The sequence below is a fragment of the Streptomyces chartreusis genome (genome assembly GCF_008704715.1).
In the GTDB taxonomy this organism is placed as follows: domain Bacteria; phylum Actinomycetota; class Actinomycetes; order Streptomycetales; family Streptomycetaceae; genus Streptomyces; species Streptomyces chartreusis.
In genome coordinates, this window is sequence record NZ_CP023689.1 from 5,616,752 (window position 1) to 5,639,818 (window position 23,067).

Annotated in this window: 23 protein-coding genes; 12 read left to right on the forward strand and 11 right to left on the reverse strand. The window is 66.6% G+C overall.

What is annotated here, in order from left to right:
• Positions 1–7: 7 nt before the first annotated feature.
• From sbnB to CP983_RS24635, 4 genes are all read left to right on the forward strand, one after another.
• Positions 8–1,039, forward strand: a complete 1,032-nt coding sequence (gene sbnB, locus CP983_RS24620; RefSeq protein ID WP_150501812.1) for a 2,3-diaminopropionate biosynthesis protein SbnB — start codon at positions 8–10, stop codon at positions 1,037–1,039.
• 111 nt (positions 1,040–1,150) lie between these two features.
• Complete coding sequence (locus CP983_RS24625) at positions 1,151–1,627, forward strand: MaoC family dehydratase (RefSeq protein WP_030955220.1); 477 nt, start codon at positions 1,151–1,153, stop codon at positions 1,625–1,627.
• Positions 1,628–1,758: 131 nt separating this feature from the next.
• Positions 1,759–3,078: a sensor histidine kinase gene (locus CP983_RS24630; protein WP_107905908.1), complete on the forward strand. Its 1,320-nt coding sequence runs from the start codon at positions 1,759–1,761 to the stop codon at positions 3,076–3,078.
• Positions 3,042–3,686 carry a LuxR C-terminal-related transcriptional regulator gene (locus tag CP983_RS24635; RefSeq protein WP_030955222.1) on the forward strand — a complete coding sequence of 215 codons (645 nt, stop codon included), beginning with the start codon at positions 3,042–3,044 and terminating at the stop codon, positions 3,684–3,686. Before CP983_RS24630 ends, CP983_RS24635 begins: the two co-directional genes overlap by 37 nt.
• A gap of 48 nt (positions 3,687–3,734) precedes the next feature.
• On the opposite strand, the gene CP983_RS24640 is transcribed toward CP983_RS24635, so the two are convergent.
• A complete protein-coding gene (locus CP983_RS24640; RefSeq protein WP_150501814.1) occupies positions 3,735–4,307 on the reverse strand; it encodes a CGNR zinc finger domain-containing protein in 573 nt (190 codons plus the stop codon).
• Between the two features lie 113 nt (positions 4,308–4,420).
• Here CP983_RS24640 and CP983_RS24645 point away from each other — a divergent pair, with 113 nt between their 5' ends.
• The 4 genes from CP983_RS24645 to CP983_RS24660 all read left to right on the forward strand — a co-directional run bounded on the left by CP983_RS24645 (position 4,421) and on the right by CP983_RS24660 (position 9,357).
• Entirely contained in the window at positions 4,421–5,293 is an 873-nt protein-coding gene (locus CP983_RS24645) for an alpha/beta fold hydrolase (RefSeq protein ID WP_107905907.1), read from the forward strand.
• A 106-nt stretch (positions 5,294–5,399) separates the two neighbouring features.
• Positions 5,400–6,302 (forward strand): hypothetical protein, encoded by a 903-nt coding sequence (locus CP983_RS24650; RefSeq protein WP_150501816.1) that lies wholly within the window; start codon positions 5,400–5,402, stop codon positions 6,300–6,302.
• A 219-nt stretch (positions 6,303–6,521) separates the two neighbouring features.
• Entirely contained in the window at positions 6,522–7,862 is a 1,341-nt protein-coding gene (locus CP983_RS24655; RefSeq protein WP_163016934.1) for a ferredoxin reductase family protein, read from the forward strand.
• A gap of 145 nt (positions 7,863–8,007) precedes the next feature.
• Positions 8,008–9,357, forward strand: a complete 1,350-nt coding sequence (locus CP983_RS24660) for a hypothetical protein (RefSeq protein ID WP_150501818.1) — start codon at positions 8,008–8,010, stop codon at positions 9,355–9,357.
• An 85-nt stretch (positions 9,358–9,442) separates the two neighbouring features.
• Here the strand turns inward: CP983_RS24660 and CP983_RS24665 are convergent, their stop codons facing one another.
• Positions 9,443–9,970, reverse strand: a complete 528-nt coding sequence (locus tag CP983_RS24665; RefSeq protein ID WP_150501820.1) for a YcxB family protein — start codon at positions 9,968–9,970, stop codon at positions 9,443–9,445.
• Between the two features lie 13 nt (positions 9,971–9,983).
• Positions 9,984–10,376, reverse strand: coding sequence for a GIY-YIG nuclease family protein (locus CP983_RS45085; RefSeq protein ID WP_341874904.1), 393 nt, complete (start codon positions 10,374–10,376; stop codon positions 9,984–9,986).
• Between the two features lie 559 nt (positions 10,377–10,935).
• Between CP983_RS45085 and CP983_RS24675 the strand changes: the two genes are divergently transcribed.
• On the forward strand, positions 10,936–11,742 hold the full coding sequence (locus CP983_RS24675) for a hypothetical protein (RefSeq protein ID WP_150501822.1): 807 nt from the start codon (positions 10,936–10,938) through the stop codon (positions 11,740–11,742).
• A gap of 920 nt (positions 11,743–12,662) precedes the next feature.
• On the opposite strand, the gene CP983_RS24680 is transcribed toward CP983_RS24675, so the two are convergent.
• The 3 genes from CP983_RS24680 to CP983_RS24685 form a co-directional block, all read right to left on the reverse strand.
• A complete protein-coding gene (locus CP983_RS24680; RefSeq protein ID WP_150501824.1) occupies positions 12,663–12,884 on the reverse strand; it encodes a hypothetical protein in 222 nt (73 codons plus the stop codon).
• A gap of 344 nt (positions 12,885–13,228) precedes the next feature.
• A complete protein-coding gene (locus tag CP983_RS44990) occupies positions 13,229–13,354 on the reverse strand; it encodes a hypothetical protein (protein WP_268256222.1) in 126 nt (41 codons plus the stop codon).
• A gap of 817 nt (positions 13,355–14,171) precedes the next feature.
• Positions 14,172–14,486 (reverse strand): immunity 53 family protein, encoded by a 315-nt coding sequence (locus tag CP983_RS24685; RefSeq protein ID WP_150501826.1) that lies wholly within the window; start codon positions 14,484–14,486, stop codon positions 14,172–14,174.
• 1,101 nt (positions 14,487–15,587) lie between these two features.
• Here CP983_RS24685 and CP983_RS24695 point away from each other — a divergent pair.
• Both CP983_RS24695 and CP983_RS24700 read left to right on the forward strand, forming a co-directional pair.
• A complete protein-coding gene (locus tag CP983_RS24695) occupies positions 15,588–16,196 on the forward strand; it encodes a hypothetical protein (protein WP_150501830.1) in 609 nt (202 codons plus the stop codon).
• A gap of 593 nt (positions 16,197–16,789) precedes the next feature.
• A complete protein-coding gene (locus CP983_RS24700) occupies positions 16,790–17,086 on the forward strand; it encodes a hypothetical protein (protein ID WP_150501831.1) in 297 nt (98 codons plus the stop codon).
• A 590-nt stretch (positions 17,087–17,676) separates the two neighbouring features.
• On the opposite strand, the gene CP983_RS24705 is transcribed toward CP983_RS24700, so the two are convergent.
• The 5 genes from CP983_RS24705 to CP983_RS24725 all read right to left on the reverse strand — a co-directional run bounded on the left by CP983_RS24705 (position 17,677) and on the right by CP983_RS24725 (position 22,143).
• On the reverse strand, positions 17,677–20,100 hold the full coding sequence (locus CP983_RS24705; protein ID WP_167537757.1) for a P-loop NTPase: 2,424 nt from the start codon (positions 20,098–20,100) through the stop codon (positions 17,677–17,679).
• Positions 20,101–20,545: 445 nt separating this feature from the next.
• Complete coding sequence (locus tag CP983_RS44790) at positions 20,546–20,923, reverse strand: hypothetical protein (RefSeq protein WP_150501835.1); 378 nt, start codon at positions 20,921–20,923, stop codon at positions 20,546–20,548.
• Positions 20,920–21,267, reverse strand: a complete 348-nt coding sequence (locus CP983_RS24715) for a hypothetical protein (protein ID WP_150501837.1) — start codon at positions 21,265–21,267, stop codon at positions 20,920–20,922. The genes CP983_RS44790 and CP983_RS24715 overlap by 4 nt, the downstream gene beginning before the upstream one ends.
• Entirely contained in the window at positions 21,261–21,689 is a 429-nt protein-coding gene (locus CP983_RS24720) for an ATP-binding protein (protein ID WP_150501839.1), read from the reverse strand. Before CP983_RS24720 ends, CP983_RS24715 begins: the two co-directional genes overlap by 7 nt.
• Positions 21,690–21,735: 46 nt before the next feature.
• Positions 21,736–22,143 (reverse strand): NUDIX hydrolase, encoded by a 408-nt coding sequence (locus CP983_RS24725; protein ID WP_150506860.1) that lies wholly within the window; start codon positions 22,141–22,143, stop codon positions 21,736–21,738.
• 107 nt (positions 22,144–22,250) lie between these two features.
• Here CP983_RS24725 and CP983_RS24730 point away from each other — a divergent pair, with 107 nt between their 5' ends.
• Positions 22,251–23,036: a GntR family transcriptional regulator gene (locus tag CP983_RS24730; RefSeq protein ID WP_150501841.1), complete on the forward strand. Its 786-nt coding sequence runs from the start codon at positions 22,251–22,253 to the stop codon at positions 23,034–23,036.
• Positions 23,037–23,067 lie beyond the last annotated feature (31 nt).

The following is a 23,067-nucleotide window of genomic DNA, read 5'->3' on the forward strand; positions in this document are numbered from 1 at the left end:
CATTCCCATGAATCAGGTCCCACCCTTCGCCGTGGTATCCGGCGCCCAGGTGCACGAGGTGCTCGACGGGCACGAGAGCGAGGTCGTCGCCGCGGTCGAGGCCGCCTACCGGCTGCACGGCGAGGGACAGACGGTCAACCCCGACTCCTACTTCCTGCGCTTCCCCGACCGCCCCTCGTCCCGGATCATCGCCCTGCCCGCGTCCGTCAAGGGCGAGGTCGGCGTGCACGGCATGAAGTGGATCTCCAGCTTCCCGGAGAACGTGGCCGCGGGCATCCCGCGCGCCTCGGCCGTGCTGATCCTCAACGACGCCGAGACCGGCTACCCGTTCGCCTGCCTGGAGAGCTCCATCATCAGCGCCGCCCGCACCGCCGCCTCCGCGGCCCTGGCGGCCGACCGGCTCAGCACGGCACGCGGCACCCGGCCCACCCGGGTCGGCTTCATCGGCGTCGGCCTGATCGCCCGCTATCTGCACACCTACCTCGCCGCGAACGGCTTCGACTTCGAGGCGATCGGCGTGCACGACCTGTCCGCCGAGCACGCCGAGGGCTTCACCGGCTATCTGCGCGGGGCCGAGGGCGCAGGCGTCGAGATCACCGTCCACGACAAGGCCGAGGACCTCATCCGCGCCTCGGACCTGGTCGTCTTCGCCACCGTCGCCGGTGAACCGCACGTCACCGACCCGCAGTGGTTCACGCACAACCCGCTGGTGCTGCACGTCTCCCTCCGCGACCTGTCCCCGGAGATCGTCCTCGACTCCTGGAACGCCGTCGACGACATCGAGCACTGCATGAAGGCCGGCACCTCACCGCACCTGGCCGAACAGCGTGTCGGCCACCGCGACTTCGTCGCCGGGACGCTGTACGACGTGCTCACCGGGCGCATCACCCCGCCCGCCGACCGGCCGGTGATCTTCTCGCCGTTCGGCCTCGGCGTGCTCGACCTGGCCGTCGCGAAGTACGTCCACGACCGGGTCGCGGGCGCCGGTGAACTGCACACCGTGCCCGGCTTCTTCCACGAGATGAAGCGGTACGGCTGACGGCACCGCCGACGCATCCGCTGACGAACGACTGACGGCGCGCTGACGGCCAGGTTCCCTGGCCGAGGCGCGCCTTGTCCCTTCCCCAGGCCGCACAACAGAATCGAAATCATGAGATCTTTCGCCAGTCTGGCCGATTTCTCCGCCGCCACCGGTGAACACCTGGGCTACAGCGATTGGCTGGAGATCACCCAGCACAAGGTGGACCAGTTCGCCGACGCCACCGGCGACCTGCAGTGGATCCACGTGGATCCGGAGCGTGCGGCGAGCGGCCCGTTCGGCGGGACCATCCTGCACGGCTACATGACGCTGGCGCTGCTGCCGGAGATGATGCGCGCGATCTTCGACATCGAGAGGATCGAGATGGGCGTCAACTTCGGCCTGGACAAGGTGCGTTTCCCGCGCCCCGTCCCCGTCGGCGCCCGGGTGCGCGGCGGCGCCAAGCTGACCGGCGTCCGCGAGACCCCCGCCGGCCACCTCGCCGCCGTACGCATGACGGTCCAGGTGGAGGTCGACGGACAGCCGCAGTCGGCCTGCGTTGCGGACACGCTGTCCCTGTTCATCGCTCCCGCGACCGCGGGCGGGTAGAAGAAGCACCCCTTTTCGGCCGCACAAGAGGGGAGTTTTTCCCACCGCGCCGGCACCCCGGCGGTCGCAACAATGAGGGCACGGGCGCTTCGGCCCTTGAACCGCACAGGCAGCAGAGAGGAGCGAGTCGTATGGACCGCACGATGCAGCTCGGGGTGAACCGCCCGCCGGACGAGATCAGGGGATTCTCGGTCGCGGCCGGAATAGTGGGACTGCGACGGGCGATGGCCCTGTGCTGGATGTCCATGTCGGCCTTCGGCAGGTCCCTTGCGGTCTCCGGCGCGATCTGGCTCGTCGGCCCCGGCCTCGGCGTGGTGCCGCGCGCCATGGAGGGCGTGCGCAACCTGGCCGCCCGCCAGCGCGAACTGGCGCTGCGCTGGTCGGGGGTGGAGATCCCCGGCCCGCCCGGACCGCTGCCGCCCGTGCCCGAGGGCGCCTCCGGGGCGGCGGCCCGCTACCGGTGGATCATGAGCGACCCGCAGACCCGGCGGGAGTGGGTGTGGGTGCTCGTCGACCCGCTGGCCGGCGCGTTCTTCGCCTTCTTCCCGCTCGCCCTGATCCTGAGCGGCGTGTGGGGCGTCTTCCTCGCCTTCTTCGGGGTTCCGCTGTCCGTCGAGTGGGACGGCCTGTGGTACCAGTTCATCCCGATCGAGGGCCAGGCCACCGCCGTCCTCGCCGGTGTCCTCGGCGTCCTCCAGCTGCCGCTGGCCCTGTGGTCGGCGCCGCGCGCCGTGCGCAGGCACGCCCTGTACACCCGCTCGATGCTCGCCCCGAGCGAGAGCGAGATGATGGCCAGCCGCATCCAGCACCTGGCCACCACCCGCTCCGACGCCGTCGACACGCAGATGGCGGAGATCCGCCGCATCGAACGCGACCTGCACGACGGCGCGCAGGCCCGCCTGGTCGCGATGGGCATGACCCTGGACGCCGCCGAACACCTCCTGGAGACCAACCCGGAGGCCGTGCGCGCCCTGCTCATCGAGGCGCGCGAGTCCTCCTCCAAGGCGCTGGAGGAACTGCGCAACCTGGTCCGCGGCATCCACCCGCCGGTCCTCGCCGACCGCGGACTCGCGGACGCCGTAAGGGCGTTGGCCATGGTCTGCCCGGTCAACACCGAAGTGCAGGTCGACCTGCCGGGCCGGCCCGAGATGCCGGTCGAGTCCGCCGCGTACTTCGCGATCTCGGAGATCCTGACCAACGTCGCCAAGCACTCCGGCGCCGACCGGGCCTGGATCGACATCCGTTACGATCGCGGAATGCTGCGCATCACCGTCACCGACGACGGTCACGGCGGCGCCGACGTCTCGCGCGGCAGCGGCCTGCGGGGCATCGAACGCCGGCTCGCCACCTTCGACGGTGTGCTGGCCGTGAACAGTCCGGTGAACGGACCGACCATGGTGACGATGGAGCTTCCGTGCGTATTGCCCTCGCCGAAGACCACTTCCTCCTGAGGGACGGACTCATCCGCCTCCTCGGCGCCTACGGCCACGAGGTCGTCGCCGCGGTGGACAACGGTACGGAACTGCTGGACGCGCTCATCAGGGAGCAGCCGGACGTCGCGGTCGTCGACGTCCGGCTGCCGCCGACGTTCACCGACGAGGGCCTGCGGGCGGTGCTGGCGGCCCGCGAGCAGATGCCGGACCTGCCGGTGCTGCTGCTGTCCCAGTACGTCGAGCCGCTCTACGCGCGGGAGTTGCTGACCAGCGGCGGCCGGGGCGTCGGCTACATGCTGAAGGACCGCGTCACCAACGGCGCCCAGTTCCTGGACTCCATCCGACGGGTCGCCGAGGGCGGCACCGCGATGGACCCCGAGGTGATCTCCAAGCTCCTGGTCCGCAAGGAGCGCGACGAGGCCGTGGGGAGCCTGTCGGAGCGGGAGCGCGAGGTGCTGGAGTGGCTGGCTCAGGGCCGCTCCAACGCCGGTATCGCGCAGGGCCTGTTCATCTCGGAGAAGGCCGTCGCCAAGCACATCAGCAACATCTTCACCAAGCTGGGGCTGCTGCCGACGGACGGCGACAACCGGCGGGTGCTGGCGGTGCTCACGTATCTGGACCAGTGAGGTCCGGCACCGACTCGAAGGATGGCCGGAACCTCACGCTGCGTGTGGTCAGCCGGCCTCCGGCTGTCCCCCCTTGTGGCGCTGGTAGTGCCGGGCGACCCGCATCCGGTTGCCGCAGCGGGCGGCCGCGCACCAGCGGCGGCGCGGGTGGGCGGGCAGGAAGAGCATCACGCAGTCGTCGGCCTCGCACTTGCGGATCGAGCCGACCGCCGGATCCGCCAGCAGCTCGACGGCGGCCTCCGCCAGCCCGGCGGCCAGCCGCACCCCGGGTGAGCCCTCGCGCCGCCGTACGACGGCCACCGCCGACCCGTCCCACACCGGCTCACTGATCGCCGGCGCGGCACGCTGCGCCCGGTTGAGCCCCTCGACGTCCTCGTCCGGGGGCCGCTCCCCCCTGCGCACCCGGTCGAGGGCACGCGCGATGTGCTCCCGCACGGCGAGCACCGCGGCCAGATCCGCGCCGCCGACCTCCTTGGGCACGTCCTCCGAGAGCCGGTCTGCCTCCAGCACCCACCAGGCCCGCAGCCCGTCGGGCGTGGTCAGCAGGTCGCCGGTGGACGGCCGGGTGTTGACCAGGTCCAGGGCCAGGGGCTCTCCGGTCAGCGGTGCGGAATCGCTCATGAGGCTAATGGTACATCCAGGGGTTGACACGTTAGTAGGCATCGGCGCACGCTTGCTCTAACGCATAAAGCAAGCCGTAACCCATTAGAACCTCGGCTCGAAGGAGACCGCTCATGCTTGCTCCGACCCCCCGCATCGCCCACCGCCACCTCGACGTGGACGGCGTCCGCGTCTTCTACCGGGAGTCCCTCCCCGACCGCCCCGACGCGCCCGTACTGCTGCTCCTGCACGGCTTCCCGTCCGGCTCGCACCAGTTCCGCGGCCTCATCGACGCCCTCGGCTCGCACTACCGGCTGATCGCCCCCGACCACGCCGGCTTCGGCCACACCCGGGCCCCCGACGGCTTCACGTACACCTTCGACCGGCTCGCCGACATCACCGAGGGCTTCGTCCGGGGCCTGGGCCTCGACCGGTTCGTGATGTACGTCTTCGACTTCGGCGCCCCCATCGGCCTGCGCGTCGCCGAGCGCCACCCCGAGTGGATCGCCGGACTCGTCGTCCAGAACGGCAACGCCTACGAGGAGGGCCTCTCCGACATGGCCCGGGGCCTGATCGGCCTCACCCCCGAGACCCCCGGCGCCGACGCCACCATCGACGGCGTGCTCACCCTCGACGGCACCCGGAGCCAGTACGAGACCGGCGTAGCCGACCCCTCCCTGATCGCCCCCGACAACTGGACCCTCGACCAGCACTTCCTGGACCTGCCGGGCCGCAAGGACGCCCAGCGGTCACTGATCTTCGACTACCGCTCCAACTTCGCGCGCTACGGCGACTGGCAGGCATGGCTGCGCCGCCACACCCCGCCCACCCTCATCACCTGGGGCCGCAACGACCCCTTCTTCACCGAGCCCGGCGCCCGCGCCTACCTGCGCGACCTGCCCGACGCCGAACTGCACCTCCTGGACACCGGCCACTTCGCCCTGGAGACGCACCTGCCGGAGGTCGCCCCGCTGATCGCCGACTTCCTGGACCGCGCCTGGAAGTAGTCCGGGACGGCCGGGCCTGCGCGGACCCGCACCAACGGTGCGAAAATCGATACGGACCTCTGTGGCGCGGACAGCTCCGCAAAGCCGGCGCGGAGAGGGAACGCCGATGGACCTGGAAACTGTCGCCGACGAGCTGTACAGGCTGCGGCCGGAGCAGTTCACCGCCACCCGCGCGGCCCGGATGGCCGAGGCCCGCACGGCCGGCGACCGGGCCCTCGCCGACAGCATCGGCAAGCTGCGCCGCCCGAGCCTGTCGGCCTGGGCCGGCAACCTCCTGGTCCACGAGAGCCCCGGCGAGGTCGAACCGCTGCTCCGCCTCGGCGAGGGCCTGCGGCAGGCCCACCGTGACCTGGACGGCGCGCAGCTGCGCGAGCTGAGCCGACAGCAACGGGTCCTGATCACGGCCCTGTCCCGGCAGGCAGGACAACTCGCCGCGCAGGCCGGCCACCCGATCACCGAAGCGGCCCGCCACGAGGTCGAGAACACCCTGCGCGCGGTGCTCGCGGATTCCGACGCGGCGCGGGAGTGGGCGAGCGGCAGGCTGGTCAGACCACTGGCCGCGGGCACGGGCTTCCCCGCGATGGGGGAGGGGGCCGCGCCCGCGCCACCGCGTCCGGCCGCCAAGAAGGCCGGCGCCGTCAAGACCTCCAAGGCCGCCAAGTCGACGGGGCCGGGCAAGGCCGAGGCCGCGGAACGCCGTCGGCGGCTCACCCGGGCCCGCAAGGAGGCGGACCGGGCCGCGCGGGAACTCCGTACCCGACAGAAGGCGGCGGCGACCGCGAGCCGGGAGGCGTTCGCGGCCAAGAAGAACTGGGACGAGGCCCAACAGCGCGTCAGCGACCTCACCGCCGAACTCCAGCACGCCAGGGAGGCGCAGCAGCAGGCCCGTTCCGCGGAACAGACGGCACGCGAGCGGGCGCGCACGGCGGACCGGGGTGTCAGGGAGGCGAGGCGGAAGGCGGACGCGGCGGCGGAGGAGGCACAGCGCCTGGAGGCACCGGAGCAGTGAGGCGGGCGGCCCGTGCTGCCTCTGATGTCTCCGTGCTGTCACCGATGTCACGGAACCCGAACTCCCCGCGGATTGGAGCGGTTCCGGCATGAACGGATCCGGTCCGGCGGCCGTATCCTTACCCGATCGAGGTGCGCATTAGGGCGAATTCACCGATCTTCATGGGGTTTGTGCACACGGGTCGCGAGTACTGCGACCTCGGGGGGATGAGAGGCGACCATGACGGCAGCGAGCAACGCGGTGCGCAGCGGCACCGTGCTTCCGGTGCGGGCGGCACGCGGGGCGATGTGGACATTCGTCATCGTCAACGTGGTGATCGTCGAGGCGTTGTTCATCAGCGCCGGTGAGGGCAAGAACGGCGTGCTCACGGTCGCCAAGTTCTTCGGCCTGCACGCGGCCCTGCTGATGCTGTTCCAACTGCTGCTGGTGGCCCGGCTGCCGTGGCTGGACCGCCGTATCGGCATGGACCGCCTCACGGTGTGGCACCGCTGGACCGGCTTCACCCTGCTGTGGACGATCCTCACTCACGCCACGCTGGTGGTGCTCGGCTACGCGACGCTCGACGACACGTCCATGGCGAAGACGTTCGTGGCGCTGAGCGGCGTCCCGGCCTCCCTGCTCGGCATGCTCGCCGCGGCCATCGTCGTCGTGATCGGCGTGATCTCCACCCGCGGCCTGCGCCGCCGCCTCCAGTACGAGGTCTGGCACGGTCTGCACCTGCTGCTCTACGTGGCCCTGGGCCTGGCGTTCGTCCACCAGTTGCAGGAGACGACGACGTTCACGTCCTCCGCGTTCGCGACGGCGTACTGGTGGATCCTGTGGCTGTTCGCCTTCGGCTCCCTGCTGACGGGCCGGCTCGTCATGCCGCTGTGGCGCAACTCCTACCACCGCTTCACCGTGGCCGCCGTGGTGCCGGAGTCGGACAACGTGGTCTCCGTGTACGTCACCGGACGCCACCTCGACAAACTCCCGGCCCGGGCGGGCCAGTTCTGCATCTGGCGGTTCCCCGGACACCACCACTGGTGGCTCGCCAACCCCTTCTCCCTGTCGGCGGCGCCCGACGGACGCGGCCTGCGCCTCACGGCGAAGGCGGCCGGCAGCACCAGCGCGGGCCTGCGGAACGTCCCCGTCGGCAGCCGCGCCTACGTCGAGGGCCCGTACGGCGCGTTCACCTCTCTCCACCGCTCCCGCCCCGGCGCCCTGCTGATCGCGGGCGGCGTCGGCATCACCCCCGTACGCGCCATGCTGGAGGACCAGACGAGCGGCGACTTCGTCGTCCTGTACCGCGTCCGCAGCGAGGCCGACGCCGTACTCCTGGACGAGGTCCGCCATCTGGTGGCACTCCGCGGCGGACGCCTCCACCTCCTCACCGGCCGCACCGGCGAGAACGCCGTCCCACCCTTCGACCCGGCCAACCTGCACCGACTGGTCCCCGACATCACCGACCGCGACGTGTACGTCTGCGGCCCACCGGCCATGACGACGGCCGTACTGGGCGGACTGCGGCAACTGCGGGTTCCGGCGGACCAGGTGCACGCGGAGAGGTTCGGCCTGGCCTGACGGATCCTGTCGTGCGGGACGGCGGCCTCCGGAACCGAGCGGCCGTCCCTCACTCCCGTCCCCCGGGTGACACATGCTCACCTTCCTGCGCTCCTCGAACGGGAGGCCGAAAACGGCCTCCCAACTCCGAGGAGGTTCTGTTCACTTGCGCATCCACAAACGCGCCGCCCTCGCGGCCGCAACGGCACTGATCGGCTCGCTGACCCTGATCGGGGCGGGCTCGGTGACGGCCACGGCAGAGGAGACCGCAGGGGCGGCGGGCGTGGCGCTGCCGAGCGCCTCGTTCCGGGACATCGTCGTCGACGGAGTGCACGACCGGGTGTTCGTGAGCGACCCGAGCGGCGGCACGATCGTCGTCACCGACTACGAGGGCGCGGTGGTCGGGCAGATCACCGCCGAGGAGGGGGCCGCCGGCCTCGTGCTCTCGGCGGATGCCGACAAGCTGTACGTGGCCCTGTCGACGGCCGACGCGATCGCAGAGATCGACACGGCCACCCTCACCGAGACCAACCGCTGGCCGACGGGCACGGGCACCTCGCCCCAGACCCTGGCGATGGCGGGCGGCAAGCTGTGGTTCGGCTACACGATCGCCAGTAGCGGCGGCATAGGCGTACTGGACGTCGCTTCCCCGTCCCCCACGGCGACGCCGGTCCCGAGCGGCCGGTACTGGTACTACGCCCCGACCCTGGCGTCGTCCCCCGCCGACCCGAACGCGCTGGTGGCGGGCGAGGAGGGCGTCAGCCCGGCAACGCTGGCGGTCTACGACACGTCGACGGGAACCCTGCAGAAGCGCGCGGAGCGAGGCTTCTCGTCCGCCCCGTCGATCTCGTACATGAACGACTTCGCGGTGACGGCGGACGGCCAGAACATCGTGGTGGCGGCGAACAACCCGTACGACCACCAGATCGTGCGCGTGTCGGACCTGTCGTCGAACGGCTCCTACTCGAGCTGGCAGTTCCCGAACGCGGTGGCGGTGGCGACGGACGGCACGGTGGCGACGGGCGCGGACGGCGACTTCGTCAAGACCTACCGCCCGGGCACGACCTGGCCCGCGCTCCACGAGTACGCCGTCGACGACCTCCAGCGTGACGGCCTCGCCTGGGCGCCGGACGAGAACCGCCTCTTCGCCGTCACCGGCTTCTCCTACGGCAGCGCCCCAACCCTCCACGTCCTCCCGAACGCCGGCAAACTCGACACCACCCTCTCCCTCCAGTCCCCACCGACATCCCGCAGGGGCAAGCCCCTGACGGTGACGGGTTGGCTGACGGCAGCGGAACCGCTCCCGGCAGGCACGACGGTGGAGGTGACCCGCACCGACCCGGACCACCCGACGGGCACCCGGGTGGGCACCTTCCCCATCTCCGCCACAACGGGCGAGTTCACGTTCACGGAAAGCCCGCGCACGCTGGGCGACATCACGTACACGGCCACGTACAGCGGCGACGGCGGACACGTCCCGGCAACAGCGGAGACGACGGTGACAATCACCAAGTAACCACGCAGTCCACCCACCGATGGCCTCAATCCCCGGGGTGCGGGGCCATCGGAGCCACCCACGACAGCATGTCGATCCCTGCGGCTCAGACGCGGGTGGCGTTCTGGTCGAGGATGTTCCGCAAGCGGTCGACGTCCGCCGGTTCCGTGACGCCTCGCTTGGGGAGCACGACGATGCCGACGCCGTACTTGTCGGGCGTCATCAGCACATACAGCGCATCGGTCTCCGTGTAGCGGCTGATCATCGGCCACCGGTGCATCGTCTCGCTGTCCCGCGAGGTCAGCCGCACGCCGACGTCATCCACAACGGCCCGGAACTCCCCCTGAGGGGCGACCATCCGATGCACCTGACGCCCTTGCAGGGCAGGCATCAGCACGTACGCCCCGACACACAAGGCCAGCGCCGCGAGGCAGAGCACCGTCACACCGAGGTCGGGACCGTTGGGCAGAGTGAAGCTCACGGCAAACGCGCCGAGCACGACGATCGCGCTGGCCAGAATGATCCGGCTCTGCAGCCGCCCCGCCGGCGTGGCCCGCATCCGCGCGCGAAGCGCCCCCGTCGCGTCCGCACTCGTCGGCACGTAGGCCAGCTCAACGGCGCTCGCTTCCTGCACGTTGGCCCCCAGATCATCGCGCTGTCGAGCGGCGATCGTAGCGGGGCACGCATGCCCATACCCTCCGGGGCCACGCTCGCCGAGCCGGCGCAACCTGTTGCCGGGCGAGCGATCGTTCGTCGATCCGGCTGCGGCAGTGTCGGTGCGTCGCCGTTGGTGTCAGCCCGACACCTACGCGCTGATGGGCAACTCCCGTGCCTGCCGACGAGCATCGGCCCTCAGTTCCACACTGAGGGCGGCTTCCCCGGCCTTGCCGAAAAGTCATGCGCTTGCCGCCGCCCACACGGCGCAACTCAAGTCCGAGCAGGCAGCCGAGAGTGAGCCGCAGCGTCGAACCGGCTGCGTTGCCTCGGTAGTGGTGTCGCACGCGCTTCCGCAGGTTCTGCGTGCTGGTCCGGTTCGCCATGTACCGCGGGGCAATACCGACGTAGAGCAGGTGTCCGGCCACCAAGTCCGGGTGGGGCGCCTGCTCGAAGTGCCATCCGTAGACCCCCGCCACCGCCGGAACAGGGCTCGGGCGCCCCAACACCTACTACGCGGACCACAGTCGCTCCGGACTCCCCGGCAACAACTGGCGTCAGCGGCCGGCTGGCCACGATCGGCGGGTTCCGCACCACCGTGAACCAGCCGGGCGGCCTCTGGGTCGGCACCAGCTGAACGGGTCGCAGCCGCCGCAGCCCGTGGCGGCTGCGACACACCCGAACCTCCAGGCCTCTGATTCGCAGGCAAGAGCAGCCGTGTCCTTCAGCATGCGCCGCGCCATGTTCCAGGCGCATGCTGGGAAGGCGGCGACGAACCTACCTGCGGCGCGCACATCCGTGGCACCGCCTGGGTAGCGCCGTGGCACGTCAGAAGGTTCTTGGTGGCCTTAGGGCGCCGACGCCGAGCGCGCCCGCACGACCTCGCGCCCGAGTATTCTCCGAAGCCCAGGCTCGCCTTGATCGTGACTACGAGGAGGGCGCGTGATGTCGGATCAGTTGAACGCCGCACTTTCGGGCCGGGCCCCTACAGCGCTTGCCGAAAGCGTCTCTCTAGCGACTCCACTGGCTGCACCCCGCATCGCCGGTCGTGACGCTGCTTCGGCAGCTCTCGGTACGTACCAGCAGGCGCTCACCGCGCCTGAAGCTACAGTCCGGCTCGCGGGAGACGAGGTGGAGGGGATCGTGTACAGCGCGAGCCCGGGCGGACGTGAGACAGAGATCGTGGCGCTCGCCCGGCACAATGCTGCGGGCCTGATTGACACGATCGACGTCTACGGTCGGCCGTGGCCATTCATGGCCGCTCTGCGTGAAGTGATTGCGAAGACAGACCCCGCTCTCGCAGACCCGAGCCTCGGATCCGAACCATATGCCCCGGATGGGCCGACACCGGTCTGGGTCGACCATCCAGCTGTCCCGCCGCTGGCGCGGGACGTCACCCTGTACTCCCCGATCCTGCGCGAAGAGCCGACGGGTAAAGCTGTCGTCGGGCCCGTCTTCAAAGCAGCGGCGCAGAGTTTCAGCGACCTCAAGGTACGTGCCGTCCTCGAAATCGAGGGCCAGTCGGGATTCGCGGTGGTGATCGACGAGTACGTGGACGGCGGCCACGTTCAGCAACTGGTCGAGATCTTTACGCTGAACGATGCGGGCGAGGTCGGGGCGATCCGAATCTTCACCCGCCCATGGCTCGTGACCGCCCATTTCCGAAAGAGCATGCACGCCCTGCTGAAAGACACTCTCGGCCCCGAGTTCTGGGAGGGGCCAGACACGGAAGACCCCTTGCCCACTCCGTGACATGAGGCCCCGCCGGGACTCAGACGGCCTCCTGGAGACATCCCGCGATGACTGCGCGGTGTGCGTGGAAAGCCGGGTACAAGAGGTGTCCAGGCGGGATGAGCAGCGGTGACGAGCAGGAGTTCGGTCACGTTGTAGGCGCACAGATCCTTCAGGTGGTGGGTGTGGATCTTCAGCTTCTCCGCGAGGCGGCGGTATCGCTGGCTGACGCCTTTTGGGCACGAGCGGGACGGTGCTGTCGGCTTCGCCCGAGAACACGAAGGCGTCGCGGGCGAGTTCACCGCCCAATGCCTTGCAGCGTTCCTGGGCGCGGGATCGGTGGGCGGCCAGCACGGAGCGTGTGACGACATCGATGGCCTGCTTACGGCGCTGGTGAGTCTTGGTGTCCTTGATCCTTCGACGTTGTTGGAGTGCTTCACTACGAGTTCGAGACGGTCGAGGTCGATGTCCGACCAGCGCAGCGCGCACATCTCGCCGCGGCGTGAGCCGGTGACCATGGTCATGAACAGGAAGGTTCCCCAGTCCAGGTCCCTCGGCCAGGCGGTATTCAGAACCAGGGCCGCTTCCTCGGGAGTGGGTGGGTCGGGGTTGGGCTTGGGTTGGGATGGCGGCTCGGCGAGGGCCGCCACGTTTGTGGTCACGTAGCCCCATCGCACACCGCGGTTGAGCGCCGGGCGCAGGGTGAAGTGAATCTTGCGGATGGTGTTCGGGGCGAGGGGCTCGCAGACGTGCTTCTGCTTCGTCTTGGTGTCGGTCTTGCCGTTGCGCCGGCCTTCGCACTGTTCCTGACACTGTCGAAGACGGGCGTAGAACAGCTCCAGCATCTCGGCGGTCAACTTGGCCGCCTTGAGCTCGCCGAACGTGGGCTTGAGGTAGTTGCGGATGATGCCCTCGGCCCGCTCGTACGACGACTCGTCGTGCTACGGGACACCCAGCCACCGGACGAGCAAGAACGCCACGGAAACCTGCTTCTTGGGGTGGCGGGTCTTCTCCGCCTCGACCTCCGTCTCGGCCTGCTCGTGGAGATAGAGATCCTTCTTCGTGAGCGGGTCACGCCCGGCGTAGACCCGGACCTGGAAGCCGGTCCCGTTGGGGGCGGGGATGCTGCCGCGCTGACGTCGCTTGTTATTGGTGTTCGCCATGGTTCTGGAACCTATTCATGGTTAATGCCATGGCTACGACGAACAGCGCGCCTACCTGGGAGGGGTAAACGCGCTGGTCAGGCAATGTGCCCCCGGCAGGATTCGAACCTGCGACACCCGCTTTAGGAGTTCGATCCGACGCCCTTAGGTGTCGGCTGTTGCAAGGCTTGGGCTGATGCCTACGACCGCCCGGAGTTGGCGGCGTCCGGGGCCGTTGATGTCAGCCGTGGATGTCAGGCGACCCAGTCTGTTTCGGCTACGGGCGACGGTACTCGGCACGGTCGGTTCCGGCTGCCGGCACCCGGGACATGCCCAAGTAGCACGGGTAGTCGGGGTCACCTTTACTACGGGGCGGATGTGGTCGATGGCGTCGGGCAGGCCAGGGCGCAGACGACGCAGACGTCGGCGCGCATGAGGCGGGCGCCCAGTTGGCGGTACTCGTAGCTGGTAAGTTCGTCACGGTCTGTCATGCCAAACCTTTGTGCCCGTGTTCCTGTGTCTAGTGCTCGTCGTGCGGTTCCTGGAAACTGTCAGCCTGAGGGCGAGCGATCGCTTGAACTGTTGGCTAAACGTGAGCAGTTGTACGGGCGGCGTACAGGAATGCTCTGGGGGGAGATTTCGACGTGGGCTCGAAACGAAGTCGTAGTCGTCGCCGAGTGCTAAGGGAGGCAGCGGCAGAGGAGAGGCGGCGTGCCGTCGACGCCGCTCGGGAGAGGCGTGCTGCCACGGCAGCAGCCGTCGCCCGAGGCAGGAAGAGCAGGGCTGAAGCACGTCAGCAGATCAAGTGGTGGAACATGGCCGGCTTGGACACGGAGTCAAAGGGCGCGTCAAAGCCCAAGAGCGTGTGGGTCTCTGTGTTCCCAGGTGGTTCCCCTGGTCTTGGTAGGTAGGCGGCTGAGCATGACGAAGCCCTAGACCCCCTCGATGCGAAAAACGTGCGGAAAGATCGCTGACCAGGGTCGTTGTGTATACGTGCAGTTCAGAGCCTTGGTGTGTGTGGGTCGGCGTGGTGCGGCGCGGCGTCATTTTCTGGAACGGTCTCGTTGGTTGGTGAAGTCGTCCCGTGTCGATGTCACCAACGGCCAACCATCGCTGCTGTGACCTCTGAGCTCGTGAGGGGTTGCCCCCACCAGGCTTTCCAACTGTGGTGGTGGGGTGTGTGCAGGGCCGTTCACCTGCGTTCATGGGCGGCTGATCACAGACGTGGCCTCGGCACGTGGTCCCGTTTTGAACACTCGTGAACGGTGCTGAATGAGACGGGCTGGCCCGCTCGCGCTTGCCCGCCGGCTAGAGCTCCTGGCTCGCTGACGTGGCCCAGTCGCGGAACCGGCTCAGAACTTCGCTGAGGTTGAGCGGGCCGCAGGAGGCCTCAAAGACGTCGTTCGACACCTTCGTCATCACCCAGTCGGAGTTGCTGCGTTGGATGTCCGTTCTCACGTAGGGCCGGCCGGATAGTGTCGTCTCCTCAAGGTCGATGTGTACTGTCCAGCCTGGGTTGTCGAGCGTCGCGATTCGAACGCCCCATTCGTGCTCCCAATCGCCGTCGCACTGGGCTTGGTACCACTGCTCCAGCCAACTGAGTTCTCCGCCTGCGTCTGCCATGACCGCTGATCGTACGAGGTCGTGATCTGGCTCGTACAGGGCATCTGCTGCTGGCCCTCAGCTTGGGAAGCTGCGGGCATTCGCAGTCCGTCTGGGCTCTGACCTGCGTGTACGGCTGCGGTGAGGCCTTGCGAGGATGGATCGCTTTCAGCGTGGTTCCCCGCTGTTCCCCGCTCGATCTGGTGCGCCTGTGGTGTGGTCACGGTGCGCACACCATGACCGCACCTTCTGATCTGTGGCGCTCTAGAGATCGGGCGTTGGAGGTCATACAGGTTGCGGGGAGGGCGGTGAGGGCCGGTGGTGTCTGCTGACGGTTGCTGGGGTTGCTGTACTTCGTTGCTGTACAGCAGGATCCTGACCGGGGGTGAGGCTATGGAGCGGGAACAGCTCGAACAGCTGCTGGGCGGAGGCGACGAAACATCGTTGGCCGCACTGTCCGCTCTCCGCGCTGGCGCTTCTCACGCCGTCTGGGACGGAACGACGTCAGCCAAGTCGCTTGCGACGATATACGGGCGCCGACTCCGCAACACCCTTCGGAGAGGTATCGAGACCTCCGGCTTGGCGCGTGCCGTGCAACGCCTCGACCTGTACGGCCGACCGGTTCGGCTGGGCCAGATCAGGACTGCCGACGGATCGTGGGCCTTCATGCTGTTTCTCGACGAGGACGGCAGCACGCTCGTCGCGTGCACCGGCGTCCGGCAGACGCAACCGGCCCCGCCACAGCCAGACACTTGCTGAAACTCTGCACCGCCCAACACGCTTTCCAACTGTGTTGGTTCATAGCCGGGGCACGTACAGCCTCGTTCACCTGCGTTCACGGGTGGTCGGAAGCCTCTGCCCGGCTAGCTGCGGAACGCGTCTGAACGCCCCCGAACGCCGATGAATGAGACGGAAACTGAGACGGGGCCACAGCGCTTGCCCTCTTACGCCGGTGGACTATTTTCCAGTTCCGCCATTGGTCGGTGAGTTCGCGTCGGCCGAGCCGTGCCATTTGTGCGGCACCTGATCGGCCGGCCAGGCCAGGTCACTACGGGGAATCTGGCGCGTCACGGCTGCGCAACAGACCAGACGCAGGTCGGCGGCGATCGCAACCCTGTGGCTGTGCATATCGACGTCAACAGCCTCATCAACATCGGCGGCACGCTCGCATCCGTCGCACTTGGTGCGGGGCTGACCGCCAGCATCAACTCCCGTGTGGCCGCCCGTACCGAAGCCAAGCAGGACCGAGATACCCTCGGTGCTCAGTTCGACGCCATGGTGCTCGCCGTTGCCGGACTCCGCGCAGCGGTTGAGGCAGACCATGTCTTGTGGAGCGGCTGGAAGGAGCAGGCACGCACATTCCTGCTGGCGGCGGTGACCGGTCTCGCCCCGGCTGCGTTCGTCAATGGCTCCGACCGTCGCGAGGTCGCCGCCGCGCTCGGCGGCGCGGGCTGGTTCCTGGCCCACGAGCGGCATCAATCGAGGGCAGCCTCGGCCGGCATAACCCCGAAGCTCGAAGCAGTCGTAGCTGCCGCCGCTCCGCTTCAGCGACATCCCAGCAGTGAAGTCGTCGACGCCGCCGACAGACTCGTGGCGGCCGCCTTTAGCTATCACGAGTCGCGCGCCCCTCAGTACCTCGACTCAGCAGCCGCCGACTTCGGCAACGCGGTGCGCTCAGTGCTCAACCCCGTCCCGCGGCGGCGTCTCTCGCGGCGCCGCAGCGGCCAGTAACGTCCGGGCAGCCTGGGGCGTACGCGATCGCGAGCTCTTGCGAATGCAGGCGTAGAGGGGTGTGAACCCGTGCGCCGTGAGTGATAAAACCTCGCCACGCCTCCCATGCACCGCCTCAAAGGCGAGCCTGTTCATCATTCCGGCATAGAGGGGATCGCTGTGAAGTCGGTGAGGTGGTTCTTCGAAGAGTTCACCTTCAAGGGACTGCTGCTCATCCCAGCCGCGATCCTGGTGGTCGCTGCGTTCGCGGCCGTGGTCATGCTGGTGTCACCAGGTGACGGGCCACGGCGGCCAGCGGACTCACCCACCCCCACGAGCTTCACCCCCGCTTGGGAGTGCGCCCAAGACCCTGAGACAGGCGATGTTGATGACTGCTGGGAGCTGAGTACGCCGTAGTTCACGTGTCGGGCCTGCCGAGCTAGCGGGCGCGGAATGCACCGACTGGCGCCCCTTAGCGTGCCGTGCCCTTCAACGTCTTGTTCCGGCAGTGACGTCCGATGGTTGGCGTAGGGGCTAGATTGCCATTTTCGCTGAGTCGCCCGTGATGATGGCACGGACCTGGCAGCCTATGAACGGCAACGAAAGGACCTGAGATGCCCATTCTCTTCTTCGCCGCTGCTGGTGCCCTCGTGGCAGGCGGAACCGGCGGAGGTTGGTACATGTGGAAGCGTGGTCAGCAGGAAGCGGCCAAGCGGCTGCAGCATGAGGACGCCGAGGCCGCCAAGCAGGCGCTTAGAGATGCCATTGACCTTGCTGACTTGCGTAGCGAGGCGAAAGCGGCAGGCTTGGACCCGGATGAGGTCGTTGCCGGATACGAGAAGTTGCGCGACTCACAGCTGTCGACTGAGGACGTACTCAAAAGGCTCGGCCGCGCTTCCATCACCGGCTGAACAGCTCTTCCTCATCTGGGCCCGACCGCAGGTCCTTGGCCAGCACACTGAAACTCAGAGAGCGTGCACACGGCTTCGGAGGCTGCTCAACGCGGCAGGTCACGATCTTGCGCGTGCCAGATTGGGCGGGACGAGTCCACGGACAGTCCGCCGCTGGCAGACACCGCTTTAGGAGAGAGGCGGGGAGCTGGGGCTGACCTGGAGCTTCGATACCTGGCCGGGCTGCTGTGAACTCGAACGCAAGACACCCTCGTTGACCGTGGCTGACCCAGGCGTCTGGCACGGCAGTGGCACGAACCTCAGCCGAAGACAGTCAGCCACGACGGCGGGTGCGCTGACCGATTACGCACGCGTGTGTCTAGCTGTACCCCCGCAGGCCTCAGCCCCCTTACTGGTTTGTGTCGTCGACCAGAGTGAGTTCTGACGGCGGATCCGTGACGACGATGCGCAAGCCCTCAGCTTGGGAAGCTGTAACCGCCCTCTACCTGCCTCAGCGATGTTGCTCAGGTTCGTCGTGGCCTAGCTGATCGCGTGCGAATGGGCACTCGCCTCACACGGCCGTTAGGTGCCCGCCGCTTGTCTCCAGAGACTCACACCACCAGGTGAAGCCAGGAAGCCTGGAACTCGTCAAGAGAATCTTTCTCTTCAGGGTAGCTGAAAGCTGGTGAAGTCCTTGCAGAGACAGTCCAATCATTCCATCGCCGGATAATCCTGAAATCTAGCTCTCCGTGTGCAGCCACCCATCTTGCACCCCATTTAAGAGTGTATCGGAAGAACGTTACGTAGGGATATTCTGAGTCTGATGCAGCTCGAGCTCGCGCTTCTTCAAGAAGCGACTCAGCCTCCAGATATGTATCCAAAAACCCAGACTCTGGATCATTTTCATCTAGAGATTTCCTAAAAAGGACGGTGGCGAGAGTGTTTAGGGCGTAAGCATCGCCATGCTCGCGAACAGCGCGCCGAGCCCACGACGTAGCAGGAGCGTGATTGCCGAGGTTGCTTGAGGCCAGTGCCCTCTGCTCCCAATATCTTGCGTTCCATCCATATACTTCATCTTCATTGACGTCCGCATACCACTGGAGCAGTCTGCCTGCGCCTACCCAATCGGCCAAGACTTCATGGTCCAGAAGTTGGCGGACAAGTCTATACGAGTAAGTTCGCGCACCTATTGCCGCCGGTGACAGTTGAGATCCAAAGTGCCGAGCCATTCTAAGCGTGACCGAGTAGTTTTCTTCCTTGGTGAGTGATGTCGAAAGCAGGTACGACCCAAATACGCGATGCCGTGGCAGCAATCGAGAATTTCGCACATGCAAGAAATCTGCGAGTACTGCATCTGCAGCCAATGCGGCATTAAGATCAGCAAGGGTCAACCCTGCGATAGTCCTTGCCGCCCCGACTGGCAAACCATATCCGAGTGCTGCCGCGATCGACGTGGCATGAAAAACGATCCTGAGTGATTCGTCCTCCAAGTCCCGATATCCGCTTACCATCCTTTCCCGGAACCCCTCCGCACCCTCAAGACGAGACATTGCGGAGAATAGGTCGCGCTTATGTTCCCGTATAAAGTAATTGATGGCTTCGCGATGGGCTGCATCGGTCAATATTCCCAGTCTATCTGCTGCTGTGAGTCTATTGACGACAGACTCGGCCTCTCTATCGGTAATTCTGTCGCTGGTCGGAACTTCTTCGAATACCTCTCGTGGGAACCCGCGACGAAGTTCTTTTAGGCGTGAAGTCCGTTCTACCATGAGAACGTGAGCAGGTATATTCAGCTCCAAAGATCGCACAGCCAGGTGAGCGAGGTCTTGGGAAAAATCAGCGGCTCCATCGATAATCAGTAGGCTCTGTGGGTAGTGCCGCATCCACCACAGGATGGAGTTAACGTCCGGGCGAACTTCTGGGTCAAACTCGTATACCCGCCATCCGTCCTTTGCCAGTGTGGCGGCCACTCTGAGAGAAGTAGTAGATTTCCCGGTGAAACGCGACCCAGTGAGGGCGATGAACCTCTGCGAAGGCTGCTTTGCGAGGGATTGAAGGACGGCGCCCGTCGCTACTCTCTCTGCATCTTTCCGATCGGTAATGTCAGAAGCTTTAGGCTCATGCCCTGCATAAAAATCGTGTTTCGGATCCCTCCTGTACGCTCCTGAGTTGAAATCCAAATTTCGCCACTGGTGCAAGAACTGCAGAGCGGACGGGCTCTGAATATCGGCTGCCTCTTCGGGAGTTCGCGCGACTTCTCGCGCATACTTTCCCCAGGCCTCCTTGACGAGGGCAAGGAACTGGTGAGCCCTTAGGTGTATCGCTTTGAGCCCCCAGCGAGCAAACCTTGCTTCGTCGAACTCGCTGATGCTAGGAAGAATTATCAGGGATGGTGCGGCATCGGGGCTTGATATTCTACCCTGACCCAAGACATTTTCTAGATCGATTTCCTCTCTAAGTTTGGCTCCAATGATAATTGTGGGAGTGTCGGCATAGCGATCGGCAAAGATGTTATGCCAGCGATGCCGGAGTGATTCTGCGAGCAGATATGAGGAGATGTCGAAAACTAGATCCTTCGCGTTGCGCGTCCATGCAGTACCGTGCAGATGGACTAGTGCTACCTGATCGATGGATGGGGTCTTGTGTGCATCCACCCACGAAAGAGACAGCGGCTTCTGGATCGCATCATCGGAAAATTCCTGGTAGGCGTGTTCGACAACGTCATCGATATTGAGGGTCCAAATGTAGCGCCAAGGGATCGCCACAAGATCGCGCTGCCATGACGGCGGCGTGCAATCGGTGAATCGGTTCGCAAGGTATTCGGTGATCTTCTCTCCGTCTTTTGACGTAAGATCTTTTACGAGGTTGAAAACTTCGCCGAGTCGGCCTTCGGGGTCGCCAGGTATTCCATAGTCCGACGATAGTTGCTGAGCAAGGTCCCAACCGCCAGGGAGATCCCCGAGCGGTCCTTTGGCGCCTTGGCTTGCTCCGGCTCCTAGGAGCAATTGATATTGCCCTCTGACGAGGCCCCGCATCAAGGAGTCCCACTGGTCCTGAGGAAGAAGTTGAGTGGTCAATTTGATCCCCCGCAGACTAAATGATCTCTGCGCTTCACGCTCATATGTTGAGCATCGGCGGAGTGGTGGAGGTAGCGCGTAATACATTGCTCCCTCTTAACAAGGATGCCTCGCCAGCGGATTTGGTGCACGCCGAAGGGGCCGTCGCGCAAAGAGCTACTGCGTCACCCAACAGCTTGTGGAGTTGCCTGGTGTGAGCGGTCAGGCACCATTGAGCCGTGGAGGCGACCGCTCGGCCACTCCGTAGTCTTTCTCCGGCATCAGGCGGCTGATTGCTGAGAGCGCGGCACGGGCGCCGGCCGGGCTGGAGCGGGGCGGAGACAGGAGCGCAGGCCCGGCCGGGGGCCGGGCCGCCCGCGGGGAGCGGAGCGAGCCGCCTTGAACCAGTAGAGAAAGTTGTAACTCAGTCGGTCACGTGGGGCTTGAAGTCGTATGCGCAGGCTGGAAGTTCGACCCTCTGCCGGTGAGCGAGCGGTAGGAAAATGACCGGCCGTACTGTCCATGTGATGCGTGTGCTTGCCTGGTCCACCGAGACAGAGCAGGGTTCTGCGCGGAGCAGGGCACGCCTGGTCTCGATGCGGCCCTCATATAGCCACTGCCACGCTTGCTCTGACGCTGCGGCATCGAGGGCTGGGCTGATGGTGCGCAGTGCGACGGCTATCCACCTGTCTGCTTGCGTCGCTGAGTACGCGTCGAAGGAAGCGTGCAGTGCTGGCCGTTGGTCCTTGTCGAGGTTCTGAGTCCAGCACTCGCACCAGTAGCCGCGGGGGAGGTCGTTCACGTGGCGCCTCCTGGCGGATAGGCGATGAGCACATAGCGGGTGTTCTCGTCGTACAACGTGAGTTGGTAGGCCGTGCCTGTGGCGAGGTAGGTCAGGGCGCGCTCGTGCTCTGCCTCGTCGGTCAGCCAGTAGTGCCCTGGCTGGGCGTATGCGGCGTCGATCTGGTCTGTGATGTGGCTAGTGCGTTCGCGGAGCCAGCGCAGTGCAAGGCGGGGGCTGGCTGCACCGTGGGATCCCAGCAGGATGGCGCTCGTCTGGTGCAGGGGGTAGGCGGCTGCCCAGCAGCGGTAGGCACCCCAGTTGTCCTCAGTCGATAAGAGGTTCGCGGTCGCCACTGTCAGCACGGGCGGTCTCCTGGGCGGACATCCCTGTAGAGCTCCGCGGTGACGGTGTGGCCGCCGTCGCTGTCATGGACCACAACCCGGTGCGCGATCGCCGTCACCATGCCCAGGCCCCGGCCGTGCTCAGCCTCCGGCTCCTGGTGCTCAATCTTCGGAGCCGTGCCGGTGCCGCCGTCATCCGTGACCGACAGGGCGATGACCTGCGGCGAGACAGCGAGGGCCAGGTGGAAGCTGCCGGATGTGAGGCCGCTGGCGGTGTGGAGGATCGCGTTCGCGCTCAGCTCGCTCACGATCAGCTCGGCGTCTTCCGCTAAGGGCGACCCCTGCAGGATGTCCCGCGTCCAGCGCCGCGCTCTGCTGACCTCTTCCGGAAATCCTGGGCAACTGAGCCCCCAGACCCGAGCAGTGCTCGTATACTCGTGCATACAAGTTCCTTCGTGCTGGTAGGCCGCCATGTGCAGCGGGTTCGGGCTAGACGAGTTTCACGCCGTCGTGGGCGCGGATAGCCGGCGGGGATGCCGCGTCAAGAGCATCCAGGACGCGGATCGCGTACGCCTCGTCGGCGAGTTCGGTGACTTCTTCGCGGGTGGCCCAGCGCAGTGCGCGGGTCTCGTCGCCTGTGGTGGGCGTGCCGTCGGCGGCCTCGCAGCGGAAGACCAGCGAGACGATCAAGCCCGTCATGTTCTTGTAGACGCCGGTGAGGGTCGCAGGGAGTGCGATCTTGATGCCGGTTTCTTCGAGGACTTCGCGCTGGAGGGCCTCGGGGATGGTTTCCTCGCGTTCGAGGACTCCGCCCGGGGGTTCCCACTTGCCGTTGTCGCGGCGCTGGATCAAGAGGGCGCGGCCCTGGGCGTCTACAACGACTCCTGCAACGCTCACGGAGTGCGGACGGTCCATGCTCACGTTCCTCGGCCCTCTCGGCTGGCTAGGCTCTCCACCGTAGCAACAACACTCGCCCACTCGTCTAGATACCTAAAGGAGTACACGTGACGTCTCTCCCGAGCCTCCTCGGCGACCTGGACCCCACGAGTGATCGTGCGGTCTTCCGGCAGATCGCCGATCAGCTGCGCGAGGCCATCGACCGTGGGCGATTCAAGGAGGGCGAAAAGCTGCCCTCCGAGGCGGAGCTTGTCGACCACTACGGAGTTTCCCGTATGACGGTCCGAAACTCCTTCTCCATCCTCCAGGGCGAGGGCCTAGTCCACGCCGAGCACGGCAAGGGCGTCTTCGTGCGACCACGACCGCCCGTGCGACGCCTCGCCTCCGACCGGTTCGCCCGGCGCCATCGCGAGCAAGGCAAGTCCGCCTTCATCGTCGAGGCCGACGCCGCAGGCAGTCACCCCCAGGTCGACAGCCTGGAAGTCAAGGAAGAGAAGGCCAGCCAGGACATCTCCACCCGGCTCGGTTCCGTACGGCGTGTACTCGCCCGCCGGCGCCGGTACCTGCTCGACGGACGACCAGTCGAGTTCGCCACCTCCTACCTGCCCCTCGACATCGCGCGCGGAACGCAGATCGCCGAACCCAACCCCGGCCCCGGCGGCATCTACGCCCGACTCGAAGAGCTGGGCCACCACCTCGACCACTTCGAAGAGGAGATCCGCGCCCGGATGCCCTCGCCGTCCGAAGTGAAGACGCTCCGCCTGGCCGCTGGCGTGCCCGTGATCCACCTGATCCGCACCGCGTACGACACCGCGGGGCGAGCCGTAGAAGTCTGCGACACGGTGATGGCGGCGGACGCCTACGTCCTGTCGTACCAGCTCCCGGCCACGTGAGGGCCTGACCGGCGGTGGTGCGCGGGGCCGT